The organism is Amycolatopsis rhabdoformis, assembly GCF_035918295.1.
In the GTDB taxonomy this organism is placed as follows: Bacteria; Actinomycetota; Actinomycetes; order Mycobacteriales; family Pseudonocardiaceae; genus Amycolatopsis; species Amycolatopsis rhabdoformis.
Genome location: NZ_CP142149.1, coordinates 8058546 through 8078324 on the forward strand (window position 1 = coordinate 8058546; position 19779 = coordinate 8078324).

Genomic DNA, 19779 nt, shown 5'->3' on the forward strand with positions numbered 1-19779 from the left:
GCCGGCGCCGCGCGCGTCTTGAACAGTTCGGACACCCGGGGGGCTCGCTCATGACCGAAGACCTGATCCGCGCTCTACTGCGTGACCAGCATCCCGACCTCGCTTCACTCCCGCTCCACCTCGCGGCTACGGGCTGGGACAACCAACTCTGGCGGCTCGGCGCGGATCTCGCGGTGCGGCTGCCGTTTGCGACGGATCGGGCGTCGGACCTGCTGGTGAAGGAACATCGTTGGCTGCCTTCGCTGGGTGCCGCTCTCCCGCTGCCGGTTCCGACGCCGGTGCGGCTCGGCCTGCCGTCGGCGCGGTTTTCGAAGCACTGGACGGTGGTGACGTGGGTGCCGGGGTCGCCGGCGGACCGCTCGCCCATCACTCGCATCTCCTCGGCCGGCCCGTTGGCCGCTTTCCTCACCGCGCTGCACCGCCCGGCCCCCGCCGACGCCCCGACCAACCCCGACCGCGGCATCGCTCTAGCCGGTTTCGCACCGGCGCCACCCACCCCCGCCCTCCGCGCGATCTGGGCCGACGCCGTCGCCGCTCCCGCCTGGGCCGGCCCACCGGTCTGGCTCCACGGCGACCTGCACCCCGCCAACGTCCTCACCACCGACGGCACCCTCACCGGCGTGATCGACTTCGGCGAACTCTGCGCCGGCGACCCCGCCACCGACCTCGCCGCCGCCTGGCTCCTCCTCCCGGCCGCAGCGCCTTTCTTCGCCGCCTACTCCACAGACGCCGCCACGATCCGCCGCGCCCGCGGCTGGGCCCTGCTGACAGCACTGCGCATGGTGGCCATCGGCGAAGCCGGCCCACCCGGCGGCAAGCCGACGTGGGCCCCGGCGGGGCGGGCGGTGTTGGAGCGTTTGGCGCGGTGAGTCCCCGTCCGCACGGTCGGTTCCGTGCTTGGTGGCCCCTCTCAGCTCCGGCTGCCGGTTCGCTCGCGTCTAGCAGGTTTCGATCGCGGAGGCCACCGACTCGGCCGAGTTGTCCACATCCGACTCCTCGTCACCGCAGTTGTCCACAGATTCCTCCGACCCCGATTTTTGGCCCCCCACCTGGGTAAAATGGGACTGGGGACGCCCCCCTGAGGAGGGCGGGGGCTGTGTCGGCGGGGGCTGTGTCGGCGGGGGCTGTGTCGGCGGGGGCTGTGTCGGCGGGGGCTGTGTCGGCGGGGGCTGTGTCGGCGGGGGCTGTGGGGCTGGCTCGCGCCGGCGGTGTGGGTGGGCGCGGCCAGCCGACCGCGCGGGGCCGGTGGGTGCGCGGCAGCGGAGCTTCGTGGTCATCGGCGAAGCGGGGCCGGCCGGCAGAAGGGCTCGGGCGGCGGTGGCCGAGACGGAGCGGTTGGCACAGGTGAGTCAGGGCCAGAGGCGTTCGCGGGTCCAAGTCGCGCCTTCGCGGAGGTAGCGGAGGCGGAGGTGGCGGCGGTCGTGGGAGGCCTGCCAGAACTCGACCGTCGTGGGGGTGAGGAGGTAGCGCGTCCAGGTTTCGGGGGCGGTGTCGGGGTTGGCGGCGACCCAGAGGGCGGCGGCGTCGGCGGCTTCGGTGAGTTTGGCCGGGTCCGGGAGGGGCTCGGATTGGTGGCCGATGAAGGCTTCGATGCGGGAGGCCGTGGGGCGGTCGAGGAAGTCGGCCTTCGAGACGGCCGGCGGGGCCGGGGCGAAGGTGCCGCGGGCGCGGACCTGGCGGCCGCGGCCGGGCCAGAAGAAGGTGAGGGCCGCGTGGGGGTGCGCGGTGAGGTGGTGGCCCTTGGGGCTTTCCGAACTGGTGGCGATGGCCCAGCCGGCGGGGCCGACGTCCTTGAGGATCACCACGCGGGCGTCCGGGAAGCCTTGCTCGTCCACTGTGGACAGGGTGACGGCGTGGGGCGCGAGGACGTGTTCGCCGGCTTCGGTGAGCCAGGCCAGGAACAGGTCTTCCGGGGTTTCCGGGGCGGTGTCCGGGTCGAAGGTCGGAAGGTGCTCGGGGAACGACGGCCAGCCGCGCAGGGAAACCATGTCACCGACCGTACGGGGATGGCCCGGTGGCGGGTAGTGCGGCGGTCGGGGACCGGGTGGGCCGGCGGCCGGAGGTGGGGCTGTCGGCGGGCGGGAGTCGGGTGGGATTTGTTGGCCGGGGAAGCCGCCGGGGCCTGGACCGACGAGCCCGGGACCGTTGGTCAATCCGCCGTAAGAAGGCGGAACCTGGCGCAACTGCTCAAACGCCTCATCCGGCGAAGGAAAGCAGTACACCACCTTCTTGTTCATCGACCCCTGCAAAACCACATCCGAGAACTTCCCGCTCAACCACGTGTGCCGCGCGCCGACGCTCGGGTCGACGGCGACCAGCCGAGTCTCCCGCCCCAGGCGGACCGGGGTTTTCGCCGCGGCGGCCGCGGCGGCGTCCGGGTGGACGTGGCCGACGAGGCCCGCCAGGACGATCGAGGCGGCGGTGAAGCCGACGGCGCCCGAGGCGTTGGCGCGGTCGTGTTCTTCGGCCAGGGTGGCGAACTCCGAGAGGGTCCGGGCGTCGATCTCCGGGTAGGCGGCCGCGACGACGCAGTAGTTCATCTTGGTGAGCAGGAACGATTCGCTGAAGAAGCCGACCGTCGCGGTCACCGGTCCCAATCGGACGGTTCCGAGCCGGCCGCCGCGTTGGCGGAGGCGTTCGGTGACGACGTGCAGGTACTGATCCGGTGTGAGCATGCGTGACCCCCAAAGACCGCCCGGCGTCCATCGTTGCACGCCGGGCGGTCGAAAAAAGGGCAAAGCTCACAAAAAATCAGCCGGCAGCTGCCGGGACGGGGCGGGTGCGGCGGAACAGGTCGGGCAGGGACCAGTGGCCGCCGCCGGTGAAGGCGAGGAGGAGGAAGGCCCAGGCGAAGATGGCGGCCTGCTCGCCGCCGTTTTCGATGGGCAACACGGCTTTGCCGAAGTGCACGGTGAAGTAGGCGAAGGCCATGGAGCCGGAGCAGATCACGGCGGCGGGGCGGGTGGCGAGGCCGAGCGTGACGGCGGCGCCGCCGACGAGCTGGATCAGGGCGGCCCACCAGCCGGGCCACGAGCCGACGGCGGCGGCCGGGTGCCCCCAGAGGCCGAACACCGTGGAGGCGCCGTGGCAGAAGAAGAGGAAACCGAGCACTATGCGGAAGAGCGCGAGGACGTGGTCACGGCCTCTGTCGAAGAGTTTCACGGCTGTCGTCTCCCTGGCAGTCGGAAAATACGTGACTGTCAGGGTAGGTAAGCCAACCCTCAACGATAACCACATTGAGTGAAAGGTCGCTTACTCGGTGGTACTTGAACCGTTCGCTCTTCACTCTCGTGTGACTGGACATGATTGACTGTGCGCGCTATGCGACGAATCCTCGCTCTCGCGCCTGCCCTGGCGTTGCTCGCCGGCTGCAGTGTGTCGACCCCCATCGCGGGCACCCCGGAGCCCGCGCCGCCGACTTCCTCGACGACCAAACACGCGGCTGAGCCAGGCCTGCCGCCCGATCCGGAGCCGGCCCGGGAGGCGAAATGTCCGTACCTCTCGGCCGAGACGGTGCAGGACGCGAACGGCCAGCACGTGACGACCGTACGCGTGTCCGCCGACGAACCGCACCCGGCGTGCTTCTTCTACCGCCCCGACGGCGGCCTGCAGGTGACCGTGCAGGTGTACGTGGGGACCAAGGACATCGCGACGAAACTCGTGAACCGGGCCGCGCCCGTGGACTCGTCCAACCCGGCGAGCGACCCGGCGGGGTGGAAGGGCGGCTACCAGCCGGCCGGTGACGGAGTGGTGTACGCGGTCTCGAAGGGGGGAGACGCCGTCATCGTGACGAGTAACCAACAGCAGAGCATCAAAGCACGCACAGTGGCCAAGAAGGCTATCGCGGCCCTGAAGCTCTGAGTAGTGGCCTCCACACGGGTGAGTGAAGTTGATCTTGTATTACCCTGTGCCGCACGCGCGCGGCCAGGAGCACTCGCGCGGGCGGGTGCCCGTGCGGCACCACCAGCACTTCGCCATCTCGACGACAAGGACAAGATTCGTGGCTGACACCCTCAAGGAAATCCTGCTCGACTCCAGCCGTCGCCCGTCGGTCGTGACCGACCTCGAGGGCCTCGTGGACGCCGAGGTCTCCGACAAGGGCGGGGTCTCGGGCGCGGTCGTGAAGACCGGCTTCGCCGCCGTCAAGAAGATCAAGCCGGGCATCATCCCCTCGGCGGTCGACACCCTGCTGGACGACTTCGCCGTGGCGCTCGAGCCGTTCTACGGTGACTTCAAGGCCCAGGGCGGCAACGACTTCGGCGCCTACCTCACGAGCCGCTCCGACGCGGCCTCCGACGCTCTGCTGAGCGTCACCGACTCGCGCGCCGACCGCAGCAGCCGCGACAGCATCAAGAAGGTCTACTCGAAGCTGCGTCCGGGCGGCAAGAAGAACGTCGAGGAGGCCCTTCCCCGCCTCGGCCAGCTCATCGACAAGCACGCCGCGATGGCCTGATCTGCCTGAGTGACACCAAGAAGAGGGCCCCGGGACACACTCCCGGGGCCCTCTTCTCAATGGTTCAGTTCTTCTTCTCGGCAGGCGTGCTCGGCGCCTTACCGTTGCTCGCCGGAGACGGCTTGGTCTCCGCAGCGGGCTTCGCCGGCGGAGCCGGCGGGGTGGCCTTCGGCGGCGCCGGCGCGACCGGCGGCTCCTGCTGGCGCGACTTCAGCACCACGGCGGTGCCGACGGCGACGGCACCCAGGCCGAGCAGCCACGGCCAGCGGCGACGCTTGCGCGTGCCCTTGGCCGCCGACTTCGCCTCGACGAGCGCGGAGCGGAAGTCCTTCTTCGCGGCCTTGAAGTCCTTCTTGCCCCGGCGCTTCGACTCACCGGCGGACTTCGCGGCCTTGATCGCGGCCTTCTTCGCCTTGCGACCGGGCTTCTTCAGCTCGGCGATGCGGGCGAGAGCCTCCTTGCGAGCCGCGGCCGAGCTCTTCTTGAGCTCCTTGCGCGTGAGCTCGGTCTTCTTCGCGAGCTTCTTGCGTGCCCGGCGGCTCTGCTTCGCGAATTCTTCGGCACCGGCTTCGGCGGCCTTCGCGGCGGCCTCGGCGCCCGCCTTGCCCGCGTCGGCGGCTCGCTTGCGCAGGCCGACCGTGCCGGACTTCACCGACTCGCTCACCGAATCTGCGGCCCGGGTCATGGCCTTCACCTCATCAATCGTTTTGATATCGCTCTGTTGCCCGTAACCTATCGTGCCCTTTTTCGCGGCGTAACGCTGTGTCTTCCCCCATCGGGAAGCGGTGAAACCTCGGGAAATGCCCATTTTCCTGGGGTCTTGCCTCCCGGTTGCCCCGTGGCGAGCCCCCTGAACCCCCCAAATGTGCGAAGGGATGGCACGATGGCGGCGTGACTGAAAGCGCCCGCAAGGCCACCCTGCACACCAATCAGGGTGACATCCACGTGAACCTGCTCCCTGACCACGCGCCGAAGACGGTCGCGAACTTCGTGGGGCTCGCCGACGGCTCCAAGGAGTACACGCAGCCGAACGCGCAGGGCACGAACTCCGGCCCGTTCTACGACGGCTCGATCTTCCACCGGATCATCGACGGTTTCATGATCCAGGGTGGCGACCCGACCGGCACCGGCCGTGGCGGCCCCGGCTACAAGTTCGGCGACGAGTTCCACCCGGAATTGCAGTTCAACAAGCCCTACCTGCTGGCGATGGCGAACGCCGGGCCCGGCACCAACGGCTCGCAGTTCTTCATCACCGTCGCGCCGACCACCCACCTGAACTTCCGCCACACAATCTTCGGCGAGGTCGCGGACCAGGACTCCCGCAACGTCGTCGACGCCATCGCGCGCGCCGCGACCGGCCCGGCGGACAAGCCGCTGGCCGACATCGTGATCGAGAAGATCACCATCGAGGCGTAGGGCCGCCCCCGGGGGGATTTCGGTAGGTTGGAAGCATCGTGAACCAACCGCCGAATCCCCCCGCGTACCCGCCGGCCGCGCTTCCGGGTTGCTGGTGGCACCCGAACCGCCCGACCGGCCTGAGCTGTGCGCGGTGCGGGCGTCCGGCGTGCCCGGATTGCCTGCGTGAAGCCCCCGTCGGTTTCCAGTGCACCGACTGCGTGCACACGGGTTCGCAACAGCAGCGGCAGCAACACCGCGAGTACCAGAGCTCCGGCATGGGTCCGCGCACCATCGCGGGCGCCCGGCCGACGAAGTCCATCGTGGTCACCTCGACCCTGCTCGCCATCAACGTGCTGATCTACCTGATCACCGCGGTGCAGGCGAAGAGTCTCGACAACAGCACCTCACCGCTCAACTTCGACGGCGTCATGCAGCCCGCCGCAGCCCTCGTTCAGGGCGAGTGGTGGCGCATCTTCACCTCGGGCTTCGTGCACTTCGGGATCTTCCACATCGCCGCGAACATGTTCTCGCTGTGGATGATCGGCCGGGCGTTGGAGCAGGCCTTCGGCAAAATCCGCTATCTGGCGCTGTACTTCGTCGCGCTGTTCGGCGCTTCGGTCGCCGTGCTGCTCTTCGACAACCCGCTCCAGATTTCCGGCGGCGCCTCGGGCGCCCTGTTCGGGCTCCTGGGCTGCTACGCGGTCATCGTCGTGAAGCTCAAGCTCAACCCGTCGGGCCTGCTGATCACGCTGGCGATCAACGGGTACATCACCTTCGCGATCCCCGGCATCTCGATCCTCGCCCACGTCGGTGGGCTCATCACCGGCGCGCTGGTCGCCGTCGCGCTGCTCTACGCCCCGGAGCGCAACCGGGCGCGCTGGCAGGCGATCGGCATCGGGATCATCGTGGTGGCGCTGGTGGGCCTGGTGCTCTACCGCGCTGCCGCGTTGTCGGCGCTGGCCTGAACCGACCCTTGAACTAGCCTGCCTGACCCGCGGCCGTCCGTCGCCGAGCTCCTTCGCACCTGCCTACCCGGCAGACCCTGGCGGATCCGGCGGACACCCGGCGCCGACATCGTCTGCACGCGGTCCGTCCCGAGGTGTCGTATGTGCACGAACCCGCCGCTGTAGGAGATCTCGACGTCGCGCACCGCGCGGGTTTCGGTGCCATCGGCGTCGGCCAGCACGTAACCGTCGACGAGCTCCACCTCGTCGTCGCGCTGCCACGGCCCGGACGTCTAGTCGCGCGGCTCGAGCTCCACGGCCGGGAGGTCGAGGCCCGGGCGGGCGAGGTGGTTGGCGCAGTTGGAGAGCACGTTGAGCGCGGTGTGCGCCACGATCTCCATCAGCTCCACGTCGGTCACGCCGGCCAACCCACGCCGGAAGTCGCTGCTCAGGCGGTGGACCTGCTGATGGACGGCGCGGTCGTGACGGCGCTGCGCGAACGCTTGCCGGACGCCGCTCGCCGAGCGAATCCGGCCGCGGCGATCCTGCTGGCCGCCGCGCCGGTCGCCGGCTAGAGAGCGCTGCGCAGGGCCGTGAGCACGTCGAGGACGTCCCGCGGGTCTTCACCGAGGTCGACGCGGCCGAAGATGTAGAGCTCGTCTTCGTGTTCCAGTTCGAGCGTGACCCCGTCGCGGCCCAGCCGGCGTGTGGTGCGCACGCGAGTGGTGGTTTCGGCCCACGGCAGGCGGTGCGTGCCGCGGAGGGTGCGCGCGACCAGGCCCTCGGCGTCCGCGGACAAGCGTGGGCGCACCACCGACCAGTGCGTGGCGAACGCCCCGGTGGCCACGGTGACGACGCCCAAGAGCAGCGCGCCCTTGCCATCGCCGAAGACGCCGTCGAGCACCGCGCCGAGGAGCAGCAGGGCGGTCCCGACCCAGGTGAATACCACAAGGGTCGAACTCGGTGCCCACGAGGTGGGGTAGTTATCCACAGAGGTTATCCACACTGGGGATGAGTCACACCGGTGTAATTCGGTGTCAAGCCGCCAACCGGAGTAATGATCAGCGCCAGCGCATGGTCATGAGCAGGCCGACGATCATCGCCGCGAAACCGATGCCGAAGTTCCAGTTCCCGAGACTGGTCAGGAACGAAATCTTGTCGCCGGCGATGTAGTTCACGATGAGCCACAGCAGCCCGATGAGCATGAGGCCGAACATGACGATCTTGTAGAACAGGTTCGACGGGCCCGCGGCCTTGACCTTCACCGGCGTCCGGCGATCAACGGGCGGGGTGTACGCGGTCTTCTTGCGGACCTTGGACTTCGGCATCGTGTTCCTCGCGTGCTGTTCTGGCTCTGCCTGGTGACGGTGCCTGTTCGCGGGCATCCCGCTTCTCGGGTTGCGCAACCAGCGCCACGTGAACACGTTAACGTAAACGACGGCTCCAGAGCACCGGGCGGGAGCGGTCGGATTTCCGGACTGTGACAATAGCGCCACCGGCAGTTCCACCGGCGGTGTGAGAGGAGCTTGCGTGACGACGCAGGATTGGCCGGGTGAAGACGACCGCCGCCGCCCCGCACAAGGCCCCGACGGCCAGCGGCGACGCCAACCGCCACCCGGTGCCGAAGGCGCCGCGAGACCACGCAGGCAGCCGCCGGGGGACCCCACCCGCAGAGCGGCCCAGCCGCCGCGGCGCGTCGCCGGTGACCCGGCCGGCCGGCAGGCCGACCAGCGCAGATCACCCGATCAGACCAGGCAGCCGCGTCCCACTCAGCAGTACGGCGCCGAGTCCGGACGCGCGACGCCGCCCTCGGCGGACGGTGCTCGAGGGGACGGCTCGCGCACGGAGCGCATGAACTCGCCGCGGCCCTCCGGAACGCCGCCGCGCGGTACGGAACGCGTGAGCCCGCCCCCGGGAACGCCGCCGCGCGGCACTGCGCGGATGAACGTGCCGCCGCAGAACCCGGGAACCCCGCCTCGGGGTACCGGACGGCCGACGCAGCCGCCGCGTGACCCGCGCCGGTCGCGGCCCGTCGTGGCCGACCAGCCGACCGAGATCTTCGCCGCCGTCGAGGCCGGCGGTAACGCGACCGCGGTGAAGGAGAAGCCCGAGCCCGCGCCGCTGGGCAAGGGCGGGGTCGCGATCCGCACGGCCGGCGAGGTGCTCATCACCCTCGGCCTGGTCGTGCTGCTGTTCATGGTCTACGAGGTCTACGTGACCGACCTGTTCTCGGCCGAGAAGCAGTCGGCCGCGAGCGACCAGCTGCAGGGCGACTGGGCCAAGGACCGCACGCTGCACCCCGGCCTGGTCGACGGCAAGGCGTTCGCGCGCATCCACATCCCGGCGTTCGGCGCCGACTTCAACTTCACGATCCAGGAGGGCACCGGCGAGGATTCGCTCGCCATCGGCCCCGGCCACTACAAGGGCACCGCGCTGCCCGGCGAGCCCGGCAACTTCGGGGTCGCCGGCCACCGCGTGGGCAAGGGCGCGCCGTTCAACGACCTGGACAACCTCAGCTCCTGTGACCAGATCGTGATCGAGACGCAGACCGACTTCTACATCTACAAGGTCCTGCCCTACGACGACGAGATGTCCGGCTGGAGCAGCGGCAAGGGCGCGCAGCCCGAGTGCAAGGGCGTGTCGACGCTGCGCAACCCGAGCATCGCGGGTGGCGGCGCGTACGACCAGACGTTCGGCCGCAAGGTCGTGCTCCCGAGCCAGGGCGACGCCGTGAACCCGGTGCCGTACAAGCCGGCCGACACGCTGCCGAAGGCGCAGGAGGCGGCGCTGCTCACGCTCACCACGTGCCACCCGCAGTTCTCCGCGAAGCAGCGCCTGATCATCACGTCCGTGCTCACGCAGCAGGTGCCGAAGTCGCAGGTGGCCGACTACGGGAAGCTGCTGACCGAGATCGGCGGTGCTTCCTGATGTACGCCTGGATCTGGCGGCGCCTGCCGGGCCCGTTCGCGGCGAAGCTCACGATCGCGATCGTGCTGGTGCTCGCCATCGTCGCGCTGCTGATGTTCGTGGTGTTCCCGTGGCTCGACCCGCTGCTGCCGTTCAACGAAGTGTCGGTGGACAACTGAGGCACACCCGCTTCGGCGTCTTCCTCGTCTCCGGGCGGTTTCCGGGCCAGGAAGACGCCGAAGTGCTGCTCAGGACCGTGCGCGCGGCCGAGGCCGCCGAGGCGGCGGGGTTCGACGACGTGTGGCTCGCCGAGCACCACTTCCTGCCCTACGGCGTGTGCCCGTCGGCGATCACGCTCGCCGCGCACGTGCTCGGGCGCACCTCGCGCATCGCCGTCGGCACGGCGGTGAGCGTGCTGTCCACGACGCATCCGGTGGCGCTGGCCGAGCAGTGGTCGATGCTCGACGCGGTGTCAGGCGGCCGGCTGCGGCTCGGTGTGGGGCGCGGCGGGCCGTGGCAGGACCTGGAGGTGCTCGGCACCGGGCTCGACCGCTACGAGCGTGGCTTCGAGGAATCGCTGGACGTGCTGCTCGGCGCCGCTTCGGGCAAGGTGGCGGCGAAGGGTGAGCACTTCGCGTTCCGCGAGGTGCCGCTGGTGCCGGTGCCGCGGCGGCGACCGCAGGTGGTCGTGGCGGCCGGCGGGCCGAAGTCCGACGCCGTGCGCCTGGCCGCGGACCGCGGTTTGCCGATGCTGCTGGGCCTGCACGCCGGCGACGACGAGAAGGCCGCCACCGTCGCGGCGTACGGCGGGCGGGGCGAGCACGTGTCCACGGTGCTGTGCCAGCTCGGCGACAGCCGGGAGCAAGCGGTGGCCGCGGTGCGCAAGTCGTTGCCCGGCTGGCTTTCCGACGGCCTCGGCGCCCACGTGACCGTGGACGGCCGGCCCGGTCCTTCGCGCGATCCGCACGAGTACACCGAGCACCTGTGCGAAATCCACCCCGTCGGCGACGCCGGCCACGCCGTGGCCACGCTGGAAACGAGCCTCCGGCGCACCGGCGCCGCCCACGTGATCATGTTCGTGGAAGCGTCCGGTACGCCGGAGGGCACGATCGAGAACATCACGCGGATCGGCGCCGAAGTGCTGCCCGCGCTGAGAGTTTCAACCGCGCGGAACTAGCAGTCGCGCAGCTCCGGGCTCTGGTTGAGCAGCTGCCCGCGCACCGACACGAACGCCCGGTAGCGGTCACCGTCCAGTTCGGACGTGCGGAACACCGCGACCCGGTGGCAGTTCTGGAAAGCGAGCTTCACGCCGAAGTGGCGTTCGAGCCCGCCGCGGATGGCGTCGGAGGCCAGCGCGCGCAGCAGCTGCCCGCGGGCGGCCTCGCTCGGCGGCGGCGTCTCGTTGTCGGCGAAGCCTTCCGGCGTGCCGTCGGCCTCGGCGATCACGCCCGTGATCACTTCCCACGCGTACGGCAGCGACTCCCGCACGCAGGCCACGAACTCGGCGTCGGAGACCTCCCCGCGCTCGGCCTTTTCCAGCAGCGCGGGCGATACGTCCAAAGACAAGACAACCTCCATGGTGAGTGGTTCCCCCTCCTTGGCTACTCGCCTGCCGGAGGGGGCCACAAGAGAAAACGGTATTCATCACCACTTCGGTGGATCACTCCCACCGGAACAGCCGCACGGCCAGCGCCGTCCCGCCCAACGCGAACGCGGCCAGAGCGACGAACTGCAGCGGCTGAACGCCCGCGCCCACCCACGCGTCCTGCAGCGGCTGCGTGCCCGGCGGTACGTAGGCGCCGATCCGCTGGATCACCTCCGGCAGCAGCGGCCGAGGCAGGTACACGCCGCCGAGGAACATGATCGGGAAGAACGCGATCATCGCCAGCGCCCCCGCGGCCTTCGCGGTGCGCGCGACCGAAGCCGCGACGAGCCCGAGCGCGAACACCGACACCAGACCGAGCAGCAGCGTCACCACATACGCCGCCGGATGGAGCGGCAGCGGCACGGCGAACCCGACGCGTGCGGTCACCAGCATCAGCGCGACCCCGACGAGCGCCACCACGGCGTGGAGCACCAGCTGCGCCAGCAGCAGGTACGCCGGCGGTACGGGCGTGGTCGCGAGCCGGCGCAGCACGCCCTGCTCGCGGTAGGTCGCCACGGCCGCGGGGATCGACTGCAGGCCGAGCGTCGCGAGCGCGACCACCACGAGCGAGGGCACCCACAGGTCGATGAAGCGGTGCCCGCCGGTCACCTCGCTCGGCTCGCGCATGCCCGGGATCGAGCCGATGCCGACGAGCAGCGCCGTGGGCAGGACCAGGCCGAACAGCGCCCACATCGGCGTGCGCAGGAAGAGTTTCGCTTCGGTGGCCAGCAGTTTGGTGAACGTGTGCACGGTGCTCAGCTCCGTCCGGTGAGGGTGACGAACGCGTCGTCCAAAGTGGATTGTCCAGTGGTGGCACGGAGTTCGGCCGGGGTGCCGGTGGCGATGATCCGGCCGGCGTCGAACACGGCGACGCGGTCGCAGAGCCGTTCGGCCTCGTCCATGAAGTGGGTCACGAGCACCACCGTCACGCCGGAGTCGCGCACGCCGGTCACGAGCTGCCAGGTCTCGCGGCGCGAGTGCGGGTCGAGGCCGGTGGTGAGCTCGTCGAGGATCGCGATCTCGGGGTTGCCGACCAGCGCGAGCGCGATCGAGAGCCGCTGGCGCAGGCCGCCGGAAAGCTTGCCGAACGCCGTGGTCCGGTGTTCTTCGAGACGCAGCCGCCGCAGCAGCGAGCCGACGTCGGCCGGGTGCGGGTAGAAGGCGGCGAACAGCTCGAGCGCTTCGGCCACCCGCAGCTTTTCCGGCAGCCGCGCGTCCTGCAGCTGCACGCCGACGCGTTGGTGCAGCCGGGCCGCGTCCTTCGCCGGATCCAGGCCCAGTACGGAAATCGTGCCGGAATCCGGGGTGCGCAGTCCCTGCAGGCATTCGACGGTGGTGGTCTTGCCGGCGCCGTTGGTGCCGAGGATGCCGAAGATCTCGCCGCGCTCGACGGTGAACGAAACGCCGTCGACCGCGACCCGCTTGCCGTAGGTCTTGCGGAGCTCGGTGACTTCGATGAGTGGCATGCCGGAAACGCTAAAAGCGCTCCGCGTCCGGCAGAATGGTACTGAAACCCCAGCTCAGGTGGGGTTTCGTTGGGGTCAGGGTGGGGCTGGGCCCACCCCGGCAGGGGGGCTTCGGCCAGTGCGCGCGAGGCCTGGGTTCGGCCACACTACGAACTCGACGCGAGGGGAGGGGGCCGTGGTGGTTTCGATCCGACGAGCGTTCGCCCTCGCCGGGCTCGCGCTGCTGAGCTGGGCCGACGCGCTCGTGGAGCTCGTCGCGTTCCTGGTGCTGTGCGTCGGGCTGGTCTTCTTCTTCACCCCGGCCGTCGACTGGGCGCGCGGCCGCTCGGCGCGCACGCGGGAGCTCGTGAGCCGGTGGTGCGAGGTCGAGGTCGCGCCGCCGTACCGGCCGGCGCCGGCGGAGCCCGAACGCGAGTCCGACGGCTGGTTCCGCGACGGCAACCAGCTCTACAAACGGGCGTGGTGGATCCGCTGGAACCGACGTTTCACGTGGATCATGGAGGATCCGGCGACCTCTCGTGAGTTCGGCTGGCAGGTGCTCAACCCGGCGTTCGCCCTGGTCACGGCGCTGGTTTCGCTCGTCGCCGGCCGCCGCGCGCTGCGCTGGTACGGCCGCTGGACGCGCTACTGGCTCGGCCCGCGCCCGGTCGTCGCCCCGCGCAAACGCTGGCTGCACCGGCACGTCGAAGCGCTGGGTCACCAGCTCGGCATCCTCGCGCTGGGATTCGTGCACCTGGTCTTCTCGGTCTGGCAGCTCGTGGTGATCGTCGGTGCGGCCCCGATGGCCGCGCCGCTCGTGGTGGGCTGCCGCACGGTGTCCGACACCCTGCGCCGCGAGGCCGGCAACTGGACCGGCGTGCACATCGCGCGGCCGTACCTGCCGCCGCCGGGCCTGCCGGTGCCGCGGGCCGACGGGCTCTACCAGGTCGGCAAGCAGCTCTACGACGAACCGTGGTGGCCGGTGCAGCGCGCTCGCACGCAGTGGATCCTGCGCGACCGGGCCACCTGGCGCGATCTCGCGGGCGGCGCGCTGATCCCGCTGGTGTCGCTGGTGCTGACGCTGCCCACGGTGGTGTGCTTCGGCTGGGGCCTCACCGGGCTGGTGCTCCTGTGGGGCTGGCGGCCGTTCGTGGCGGCACCGGTCCAGTGGTACCCGCTGCCCGAGGTGTCGACGCACCTCGGCGCGCTCGCGCAGACCCCGCTCGCTCTCGTGCTGCTCGTCGCCGGCCTGGCGCCCGCCCCGTGGCTGGCCCGTCAGCAGGCCCGCTTCGTCCGCGTGTGGCTCGGGCCGACGGAGGCCACGCGGCTCGCGCAGCGCGTGGCGCGACTGGACCAGTCGCGCACCGACGTGACCGTGGCCCAGGCGGCCGAGCTGCGCCGCATCGAACGCGACCTACACGACGGCATCCAGTCGCGGCTCGTGGCGATGGGTCTGAAGCTCGGTGCGGTGGAGGCGTTGATCGACCACGATCCCGAGGCCGCGAAGCAGCTGGCGGCTGAGCTGCGCGCCGCGTCGGCCGAAGCGTTGACGGAGCTGCGGCTGCTCGTGCGCGGCATCCACCCGCCGGTGCTTTCCGAGCGTGGCCTCGTCGACGCCGTGCGCGCGGTCGCGCTCGACAGCCCGCTGAAGGTCGACGTGACGGCCGAGGTGCCGGCTCGGGTCGAGCAGCCGGCCGAGGCGTGTGCCTACTTCGCGGTGTGCGAGCTGCTCGGCAACGCCGCGAAACACGCTGGTGCGAAACGGGTTTCGATCGCGCTGACCTATGCCGAAGGCGTGCTGCGCGTGGTGGTGACCGACGACGGCCGCGGTGGCGCCGAAGCCGCGCGTGGCTCGGGTCTTCGCGGGATCGAGCGCCGGCTCGGGGCCTTCGACGGTACGTTGAGCCTCACCAGCCCGCCGGGCGGGCCGACCGAGGCGATCCTGGAGGTGCCGTGCCAGACCGTCCGCGCACCGTCATCGCCGAAGACCAGTACCTCCTCCGGGACGGCCTGACCCACCTGCTCACCGCCCACGGCTTCGACGTGGTGGCCGCGGTCGGCTCGGGTCCCGAACTCGCTGCGGCGCTGCGGGAGCACCGGCCGGACGTGTCCGTTGTGGACGTTCGCATGCCGCCGACGAACACCGACGAAGGCCTGCAGGTGGCGCTGGCCGCGCGGCGTGAGATGCCCGGCCTGCCGATTCTCGTGCTGTCCCAACACGTCGAGCAGCTCTACGCGCGCGAGCTGCTGGCCGACGGCACCGGCGCCGTCGGCTACCTGTTGAAGGACCGCGTGTTCAACGCCGAGCAGTTCGTGGACGCCGTGCGTCGCGTCGCCGACGGCGGCACGGCCATGGACCCCGAGGTGATCGCGAAACTGGTGGCGGGCAACGCCCACGACCCGCTCGCCGCGCTGACCCCGCGCGAACGCGAGGTGCTGGAACTCATGGCCGAGGGCTGTTCCAACGCCGCGATCGCCGCGCGCCTGCACTTCAGCGAGGGCGCGGTCGGCAAGCACACGGCCAACCTGTTCGCGAAGCTCGGCATCGCCGCGTCCGACGACACCAACCGCCGCGTGCTGGCCGTGCTCGCCTACCTCGGTGCCGGTTAGTCCGCCGGCCCGCTAGTCGCGCGAGACCCGGATCATCTCGTCGCGCTCCACGACCTTGATCCGCTCGCGGCCGTGCGGCTCACCCAGCGACTTCTCGTGCGCGTCGAGCCGGCCCCAGCCTTCCCACGTGGTGAACGGAATGCCGCGCCCGCTCAGGAAATCGAGGATCGCGTCGGGCGAGTCGTACTTCGGCCGCGTCAGTGTGTCGGCGTCGGCCAGCAGGCTCGCGACGGTTTCGGCCGCGTCGCCCTTCGTGTGGCCGATGAGGCCGATCGGACCGCGCTTGAACCAGCCGGTCACGTACACGCCGGGCAGCTGGTTCTCGTCGAGGTCGAGCACGCGCCCGGCCTGGTTCGGCACCACGCCGGCGACGTGGTCGAACGGGACCTCCGGCAGGTGCGAAGACAGGTAACCGACCGCGCGGTACACGGCCTGCACGTCCCAGTCGTGGAACTCGCCGGTGCCGCGCACGCCGCCTTCACCGTCGTATTCGGTGCGCTCGGTGCGCAGCCCGGTCACGCGGCCGTCTTCGCCGACGACTTCGGCCGGTGAGTGGAAGAAGTGCAGGTGCAGCCGCTTCGGGCGGGTGCCTTCGTCGCGGATCGCCCACTCCTGCAGCGTTTTCACGACCATGTCGGTCTGCTTCGAGGCGCGCAGCGCGGTGATGCTGGCTTCGTCGAACTCCATGTCCTCGGGGTGCACGATCACCTCGACGTTCGGCGAGTGGTCGAGTTCGCGCAGCTCCAGCGGCGTGAACTTCGCCTGCGCCGGGCCGCGGCGGCCGAACACGTGCACGTCGGTGACAGGGCTGGCCTTGAGCCCTTCGTAGACGTTGGCCGGGATGTCGGTGGTGAGCAGCTCGTCGGCCGTCTTGGCGAGGATGCGCGCGACGTCGAGGGCCACGTTGCCGACGCCGAGCACGGCGACGGAAGTGGCTTCCAGCGGCCAGGTGCGCGGCACGTCGGGGTGGCCGTCGTACCAGGACACGAAGTCGGCGGCGCCGTGGCTGCCGTCGAGGTCGGCGCCCGGGATGTCGAGCGGCCGGTCGGCCATCGCGCCGGTGGAGAAGATCACGGCGTCGTAGAACTCGCGCAGCTCGTCGAGCTTCACGTCGGTGCCGTAGTCGACGTTGCCGAGCAGCCGGATGTTCGGCCGGTCGAGCACCTTGTGCAGGGCGGTCACGATGCCCTTGATCCGCGGGTGGTCGGGCGCGACGCCGTAGCGGATGAGCCCGAACGGCGCTGGCATGCGCTCGAACAGGTCCACCTGCACGTCGGCGTCTGACTTGTCCAGGATGTCGGCGGCGTAGATACCGGCGGGGCCGGCGCCCACGACCGCTACGCGAAGGGATCGGCTCACCGAACCCACGGTAAGTTAGGGCTACCTAACTTTCACTGTGATCTGGCGTACGGTCCAGCAGGTGGGAGCAGCTAAGGTGACTGCATGCGCGTACTCGTCGTCGACAACTACGACAGCTTCGTCTACAACCTGGTGCAGTACCTGGCGCAGCTCGGTGCCGACTGCACGGTGTGGCGCAACGACGTGGTCGACCTCGAGCGGGTGCCCGAGTTCGACGCCGTGCTGGTCTCGCCCGGCCCGGGCACGCCCGAGCGCGCCGGTCAGAGCATCGAGGTCATCGCGAAGTGCGCCGAGTCGAGCACGCCGATGCTCGGGGTTTGCCTCGGCCACCAGGCCCTGGGCGTGCACTTCGGCGCCACCGTGGACCGCGCGCCGGAGCTGCTGCACGGCAAGACCAGCGAGGTCCGCCACGAGGGCAAGGGTGTGCTCGCCGGCCTGCCCGACGGCTTCACCGCCACCCGCTACCACTCGCTCACCGTGCTGCCCGAGACGATCCGCGACGAGATCTTCGAGATCACCGGCCGCACCGAATCCGGTGTGGTGATGGGCATGCGCCACCGCGAGCTGCCGCTGGAAGGCGTGCAGTTCCACCCCGAGTCCGTGCTCACCGAGGGCGGCCACCGAATGCTGGCCACCTGGCTGGCCTCGGCCGGGCACCCCGTGGACCCGAAGGTGGTCGACGAGCTGGAACGCGCCACGAAGGCGCTGCAGAAGGCCGCCGCTGCGTGACGACCCCGCTGATCCGGCTCAGCGGAGTCGGTAAGCGGTACGGCGGCGGCGAGCTGGTGCTCGACGGCGTCGACCTGACCGTGCCCGCCGGGCGCGTGCTCGGGATCCTCGGTGCCAACGGCTCCGGCAAGTCCACGCTGCTGCGCATCCTGGCGGGCGTTTCGCGCGCGAGCCTCGGCACGGTCGAGGGCACCCCGACGATCGGCTACCTGCCCGACCGCTTCCCCGGTGGCCAGCGGCTGAGCGCGCGCTCGTACCTGCGCCACCTGGCGCGCATCCGCGGTTCGGTCGACTTGTCGACCATCGACCCGCTGCTGGAGCGGCTCGCGCTGGTCGGCGGGCCCGACGCGCAGCTGCGCACGCTCTCGAAGGGTAACGCGCAGAAGGTCGGCCTCGCGCAGGCCGTGCTGGCGCGGCCCGAGCTGCTGATCCTCGACGAGCCGTGGTCGGGCCTCGACGTCGGCACGCACGCGGTGCTCGGCGAGCTGGTGGCCGAGACGCGGGCGCGCGGCGCGAGCGTGGTCTTCACCGACCACCGGCCGGCCGTGGTGCGCGAGCACGCCGACACCGTCCACGGCATCGACCACGGCCGCCTCACGGTGCAGGAAACGCGTGACGGGGCACCGGCCACACGGATCGTGCTCGCCGGCACCGGCACCGACTGGACGGCGGAACCCGGCGTGCGCCACGCGATCGCCGACGGACCGCACGTGGTGCTCACCGTCGACGCCACGAGCGCCGACGCCGTGCTGCTGCGCGCGCTTTCGGGCGGCTGGTCGGTGCGGGAGGTGGCGCCGTGCTCGCCGTGAGCCGCTACTACCTCGCGCTGCTGGGCCATTCGCAGCGCTACCTGCCGGCGTTGCTGGCCTACCTCGCGCTGTCGGTGATCCTCTACTCCGACCCGAACTCGCCGGTGCTGCCGCTCTACGGCGTGAGCAGCGGCGCCCTGGTGGTGCTCGGCTGCTGGCTCACGATCGCGGTGCTCGACATCGAGGATCCGGTGCAGCGGCTCGTCACGCTCAGCCACGCGCGCAGCCGCCTGCGCACCATCGGCGGCGCGGTGCTCGCGGTGTTCGGCTGCCTGGTGGTGCTGATCGTGATCACGATCGTGTGGTCGGGCATCAGGACGTGGCAGCTGAACTGGCCGGCGTTCGGCGTCGGCCTGCTGAGCCTGCTGGCGAGCGGACTGCTCGGGATCGCGATCGGGCTGCCGTGCTCGCGCCTGCTCGTGGGGCGCATCGGCTGGACGGTGCTCGCGGCCGTGCTCGTGCTCGGGCTCGTGCTGCTGGGCAAGTGGGTGCCGCTGGTCCACCCGCTGATCACCGCGCTCACCAACGACGCGCCCTACGGCGGCGCGCTCGTGCTCGCCGCGGTGACGTCGGTGGTCGCGCTGGGCGTGAGCGCCGGCGCCGTCGGGTGGCTGGCGGGCCGGCGGGCCTGACTTCGGAGCGATCCCGGTGCACTCCGACGTGAAACTGCAAATTGCACATGGCAATTTTCCGTTCGGATCTTCCGGAGGTCACCCCCGGCACGCTAACGTTTTGCCTCCACCCACCCGGGTGACACCGGCCAGCAGCGAATACTGCTGCGGAGAGAGCCCGCGGCGTCGGGAAACGCTCCGGCGCCGCGGGTGGGTCCACCGGTCCACCGGCATTCGTCGGCGGCACGACGCGCCCGTGCCCCCGGCGGATGCCGGTGCCCGGCCGAAAACGATCGCTCGGAGTGATCTGCAAATTGCAGGTAGCAATGCAGGGTGCTGGTCTTCCTCCGGAGCGACGCGTCGGTTACCCTCGCGCCGTCTGTTCACCCGTGAGGGGAGAGTCGTGACGGCCGGTATCGCCGCGATCACCGTGGCCGGCTCGGATGCCGAGCTGCACCAGCTCGCTTCGTGGCTGCGCTCCGAAGACGAGCTTCGCGACCGCGTCCGGCTGGCCGAGAGATCCGTGGCGGGCGACGCGGCGGGGGACACCGTGGTCGTGATGGTGAGCAGCCGCTCGGTCGCCACGCTGTGCCGCTCCCTGTTCGGCTGGCTGCGCAAGGGCCGCGGTGACGAGCGCGTGCTGCTCACGCTGAAGCGGTCCGGGGCGGTGGAGGAGCTCGACGTCGACTGCGGGTCGGGCAGCGACGTGGACGCCGTGCTGGCGAGCGTTCGCGGCTTCCTGGAACAGGACTGACCGGAACAGCACCGACCCGAACAGCGCTGACCAGAACAGAACCGAAGTTCGACCCGGACTTCTCGGGAAAGCACAGGGCCCGCACGGAAAACCGTGCGGGCCCTGTCGCGTTTCA

General features: G+C 70.6%; 24 protein-coding genes. 14 read left to right on the forward strand and 10 right to left on the reverse strand.

What is annotated here, in order from left to right:
* The first annotated feature begins 50 nt into the window (after positions 1-50).
* Positions 51-869 carry a phosphotransferase gene (locus tag VSH64_RS37150; RefSeq protein WP_326567423.1) on the forward strand — a complete coding sequence of 273 codons (819 nt, stop codon included), beginning with the start codon at positions 51-53 and terminating at the stop codon, positions 867-869.
* A gap of 480 nt (positions 870-1349) precedes the next feature.
* Here VSH64_RS37150 and VSH64_RS37155 read toward each other — a convergent pair whose 3' ends face one another.
* Positions 1350-1988 carry a pyridoxine/pyridoxamine 5'-phosphate oxidase gene (locus VSH64_RS37155; RefSeq protein ID WP_326838130.1) on the reverse strand — a complete coding sequence of 213 codons (639 nt, stop codon included), beginning with the start codon at positions 1986-1988 and terminating at the stop codon, positions 1350-1352.
* Between the two features lie 763 nt (positions 1989-2751).
* Positions 2752-3162, reverse strand: a complete 411-nt coding sequence (locus tag VSH64_RS37160) for a DoxX family protein (RefSeq protein WP_326567424.1) — start codon at positions 3160-3162, stop codon at positions 2752-2754.
* Between the two features lie 159 nt (positions 3163-3321).
* Here VSH64_RS37160 and VSH64_RS37165 point away from each other — a divergent pair, with 159 nt between their 5' ends.
* Together VSH64_RS37165 and VSH64_RS37170 are read left to right on the forward strand one after the other, a co-directional pair.
* On the forward strand, positions 3322-3861 hold the full coding sequence (locus VSH64_RS37165; RefSeq protein ID WP_326567425.1) for a DUF2020 domain-containing protein: 540 nt from the start codon (positions 3322-3324) through the stop codon (positions 3859-3861).
* A 139-nt stretch (positions 3862-4000) separates the two neighbouring features.
* Positions 4001-4453 (forward strand): DUF6918 family protein, encoded by a 453-nt coding sequence (locus VSH64_RS37170; RefSeq protein WP_326567426.1) that lies wholly within the window; start codon positions 4001-4003, stop codon positions 4451-4453.
* A gap of 64 nt (positions 4454-4517) precedes the next feature.
* Here VSH64_RS37170 and VSH64_RS37175 read toward each other — a convergent pair whose 3' ends face one another.
* Positions 4518-5138, reverse strand: a complete 621-nt coding sequence (locus tag VSH64_RS37175) for a hypothetical protein (protein ID WP_326567427.1) — start codon at positions 5136-5138, stop codon at positions 4518-4520.
* Positions 5139-5344: 206 nt separating this feature from the next.
* Here VSH64_RS37175 and VSH64_RS37180 point away from each other — a divergent pair, with 206 nt between their 5' ends.
* Both VSH64_RS37180 and VSH64_RS37185 read left to right on the forward strand, forming a co-directional pair.
* Positions 5345-5869 carry a peptidylprolyl isomerase gene (locus tag VSH64_RS37180; RefSeq protein ID WP_326567428.1) on the forward strand — a complete coding sequence of 175 codons (525 nt, stop codon included), beginning with the start codon at positions 5345-5347 and terminating at the stop codon, positions 5867-5869.
* Positions 5870-6126: 257 nt separating this feature from the next.
* Positions 6127-6816, forward strand: a complete 690-nt coding sequence (locus VSH64_RS37185) for a rhomboid family intramembrane serine protease (RefSeq protein ID WP_326567429.1) — start codon at positions 6127-6129, stop codon at positions 6814-6816.
* A 272-nt stretch (positions 6817-7088) separates the two neighbouring features.
* On the opposite strand, the gene VSH64_RS37190 is transcribed toward VSH64_RS37185, so the two are convergent.
* The 3 genes from VSH64_RS37190 to crgA form a co-directional block, all read right to left on the reverse strand.
* On the reverse strand, positions 7089-7214 hold the full coding sequence (locus tag VSH64_RS37190) for a hypothetical protein (protein ID WP_326567430.1): 126 nt from the start codon (positions 7212-7214) through the stop codon (positions 7089-7091).
* Between the two features lie 152 nt (positions 7215-7366).
* Positions 7367-7744, reverse strand: coding sequence for a PH domain-containing protein (locus VSH64_RS37195; protein ID WP_326567432.1), 378 nt, complete (start codon positions 7742-7744; stop codon positions 7367-7369).
* 112 nt (positions 7745-7856) lie between these two features.
* On the reverse strand, positions 7857-8123 hold the full coding sequence (gene crgA / locus VSH64_RS37200; RefSeq protein WP_326567433.1) for a cell division protein CrgA: 267 nt from the start codon (positions 8121-8123) through the stop codon (positions 7857-7859).
* A 523-nt stretch (positions 8124-8646) separates the two neighbouring features.
* On the opposite strand from crgA, the gene VSH64_RS37205 reads away from it, so the two are divergent.
* From VSH64_RS37205 to VSH64_RS37215, 3 genes are all read left to right on the forward strand, one after another.
* Positions 8647-9723, forward strand: a complete 1077-nt coding sequence (locus tag VSH64_RS37205) for a class E sortase (protein WP_407655704.1) — start codon at positions 8647-8649, stop codon at positions 9721-9723.
* Positions 9723-9881 (forward strand): hypothetical protein, encoded by a 159-nt coding sequence (locus VSH64_RS37210; protein ID WP_326567436.1) that lies wholly within the window; start codon positions 9723-9725, stop codon positions 9879-9881. Before VSH64_RS37205 ends, VSH64_RS37210 begins: the two co-directional genes overlap by 1 nt.
* Positions 9882-9943: 62 nt before the next feature.
* Complete coding sequence (locus VSH64_RS37215) at positions 9944-10879, forward strand: LLM class flavin-dependent oxidoreductase (protein WP_326567437.1); 936 nt, start codon at positions 9944-9946, stop codon at positions 10877-10879.
* Here VSH64_RS37215 and VSH64_RS37220 read toward each other — a convergent pair.
* The 3 genes from VSH64_RS37220 to VSH64_RS37230 form a co-directional block, all read right to left on the reverse strand.
* Positions 10876-11268: an SCO5389 family protein gene (locus VSH64_RS37220; protein WP_326567438.1), complete on the reverse strand. Its 393-nt coding sequence runs from the start codon at positions 11266-11268 to the stop codon at positions 10876-10878. The two genes, VSH64_RS37215 and VSH64_RS37220, sit on opposite strands and share 4 nt — an antisense overlap.
* A 94-nt stretch (positions 11269-11362) precedes the next feature.
* On the reverse strand, positions 11363-12097 hold the full coding sequence (locus tag VSH64_RS37225) for an ABC transporter permease (RefSeq protein ID WP_326567439.1): 735 nt from the start codon (positions 12095-12097) through the stop codon (positions 11363-11365).
* A gap of 5 nt (positions 12098-12102) precedes the next feature.
* Positions 12103-12813: an ABC transporter ATP-binding protein gene (locus VSH64_RS37230; protein ID WP_326567440.1), complete on the reverse strand. Its 711-nt coding sequence runs from the start codon at positions 12811-12813 to the stop codon at positions 12103-12105.
* Positions 12814-12988: 175 nt separating this feature from the next.
* Here VSH64_RS37230 and VSH64_RS37235 point away from each other — a divergent pair, with 175 nt between their 5' ends.
* Together VSH64_RS37235 and VSH64_RS37240 are read left to right on the forward strand one after the other, a co-directional pair.
* A complete protein-coding gene (locus tag VSH64_RS37235) occupies positions 12989-14806 on the forward strand; it encodes a sensor histidine kinase (RefSeq protein WP_326567441.1) in 1818 nt (605 codons plus the stop codon).
* Entirely contained in the window at positions 14746-15402 is a 657-nt protein-coding gene (locus tag VSH64_RS37240) for a response regulator transcription factor (RefSeq protein ID WP_326567443.1), read from the forward strand. Before VSH64_RS37235 ends, VSH64_RS37240 begins: the two co-directional genes overlap by 61 nt.
* A gap of 12 nt (positions 15403-15414) precedes the next feature.
* Here VSH64_RS37240 and VSH64_RS37245 read toward each other — a convergent pair whose 3' ends face one another.
* Entirely contained in the window at positions 15415-16734 is a 1320-nt protein-coding gene (locus VSH64_RS37245; RefSeq protein WP_326838131.1) for an FAD-dependent oxidoreductase, read from the reverse strand.
* A 111-nt stretch (positions 16735-16845) separates the two neighbouring features.
* Here VSH64_RS37245 and VSH64_RS37250 point away from each other — a divergent pair, with 111 nt between their 5' ends.
* The 4 genes from VSH64_RS37250 (at position 16846) to VSH64_RS37265 (ending at position 19664) form a co-directional block, all read left to right on the forward strand.
* Positions 16846-17490, forward strand: a complete 645-nt coding sequence (locus VSH64_RS37250; protein WP_326567444.1) for an aminodeoxychorismate/anthranilate synthase component II — start codon at positions 16846-16848, stop codon at positions 17488-17490.
* 8 nt (positions 17491-17498) lie between these two features.
* Positions 17499-18299, forward strand: a complete 801-nt coding sequence (locus VSH64_RS37255; protein WP_326838132.1) for an ABC transporter ATP-binding protein — start codon at positions 17499-17501, stop codon at positions 18297-18299.
* On the forward strand, positions 18287-18931 hold the full coding sequence (locus VSH64_RS37260) for a hypothetical protein (RefSeq protein WP_326567445.1): 645 nt from the start codon (positions 18287-18289) through the stop codon (positions 18929-18931). Before VSH64_RS37255 ends, VSH64_RS37260 begins: the two co-directional genes overlap by 13 nt.
* Before the next feature lie 409 nt (positions 18932-19340).
* Positions 19341-19664, forward strand: a complete 324-nt coding sequence (locus VSH64_RS37265) for an effector-associated constant component EACC1 (RefSeq protein ID WP_326838133.1) — start codon at positions 19341-19343, stop codon at positions 19662-19664.
* The last annotated feature ends 115 nt before the right edge of the window (positions 19665-19779 follow it).

Coding starts and splice junctions, on each gene's coding strand:
- VSH64_RS37150 (WP_326567423.1), top strand. CDS start 51: ATGACCGAAGACCTGATCCGCGCTCTACTGCGTGACCAGCATCCCGAC.
- VSH64_RS37155 (WP_326838130.1), bottom strand. CDS start 1,988: ATGGTTTCCCTGCGCGGCTGGCCGTCGTTCCCCGAGCACCTTCCGACC.
- VSH64_RS37165 (WP_326567425.1), top strand. CDS start 3,322: ATGCGACGAATCCTCGCTCTCGCGCCTGCCCTGGCGTTGCTCGCCGGC.
- VSH64_RS37175 (WP_326567427.1), bottom strand. CDS start 5,138: ATGACCCGGGCCGCAGATTCGGTGAGCGAGTCGGTGAAGTCCGGCACG.
- VSH64_RS37185 (WP_326567429.1), top strand. CDS start 6,127: ATGGGTCCGCGCACCATCGCGGGCGCCCGGCCGACGAAGTCCATCGTG.
- crgA (WP_326567433.1), bottom strand. CDS start 8,123: ATGCCGAAGTCCAAGGTCCGCAAGAAGACCGCGTACACCCCGCCCGTT.
- VSH64_RS37205 (WP_407655704.1), top strand. CDS start 8,647: ATGAACTCGCCGCGGCCCTCCGGAACGCCGCCGCGCGGTACGGAACGC.
- VSH64_RS37210 (WP_326567436.1), top strand. CDS start 9,723: ATGTACGCCTGGATCTGGCGGCGCCTGCCGGGCCCGTTCGCGGCGAAG.
- VSH64_RS37230 (WP_326567440.1), bottom strand. CDS start 12,813: ATGCCACTCATCGAAGTCACCGAGCTCCGCAAGACCTACGGCAAGCGG.
- VSH64_RS37250 (WP_326567444.1), top strand. CDS start 16,846: ATGCGCGTACTCGTCGTCGACAACTACGACAGCTTCGTCTACAACCTG.